The 386-nt window shown below is 36.5% G+C and carries 1 pseudogene; it reads right to left on the bottom strand.

Annotated elements, in window-relative coordinates:
• Positions 1 to 203, bottom strand: a pseudogene (locus B2R65_RS13970) (hypothetical protein); the annotation flags it as partial.
• Positions 204 to 386: the final 183 nt, after the last annotated feature.

Here is a 386-nt window from a genome sequence, read left to right as displayed (position 1 = left end):
GGTCTTTTTTCGCCTCGCCCGCCGTTATTTAAGTTTATGTTACTGCGATGCTCAGCCTTTACCGATACAACATAAGCAAATATTTTGTTACCTTGCTCATCCAGGTTCTCATAAAACTGCTTGTTATTTATTTCATAAGGAGGCGCTTCATTACTGGCACACCCTGCAAGTAGCAAAGCAAGTATACAAATACTTTTTTTCATTGTTTTTGTCGTTTCGCGAGGTATTTTTCTCGAGTCTATCAAAAATAAACGATAACAGTTAAATATTGCTAAAAAATACTTGACCAAATTTATAAAAATATTTAAAGTTCACCCCGCTTGGAACTCAGCAGCCAAGTAATTACAACTATGTAATTTAGGAATGTGGGGCTATAGCTCAGCTGG

It is taken from the genome of Pseudoalteromonas sp. UBA2102, assembly GCF_002331165.1.
GTDB classification, from domain to species: Bacteria; Pseudomonadota; Gammaproteobacteria; order Enterobacterales; family Alteromonadaceae; genus Pseudoalteromonas; species Pseudoalteromonas atlantica.
This window is presented reverse-complemented; position numbering and strand designations above follow the sequence as displayed.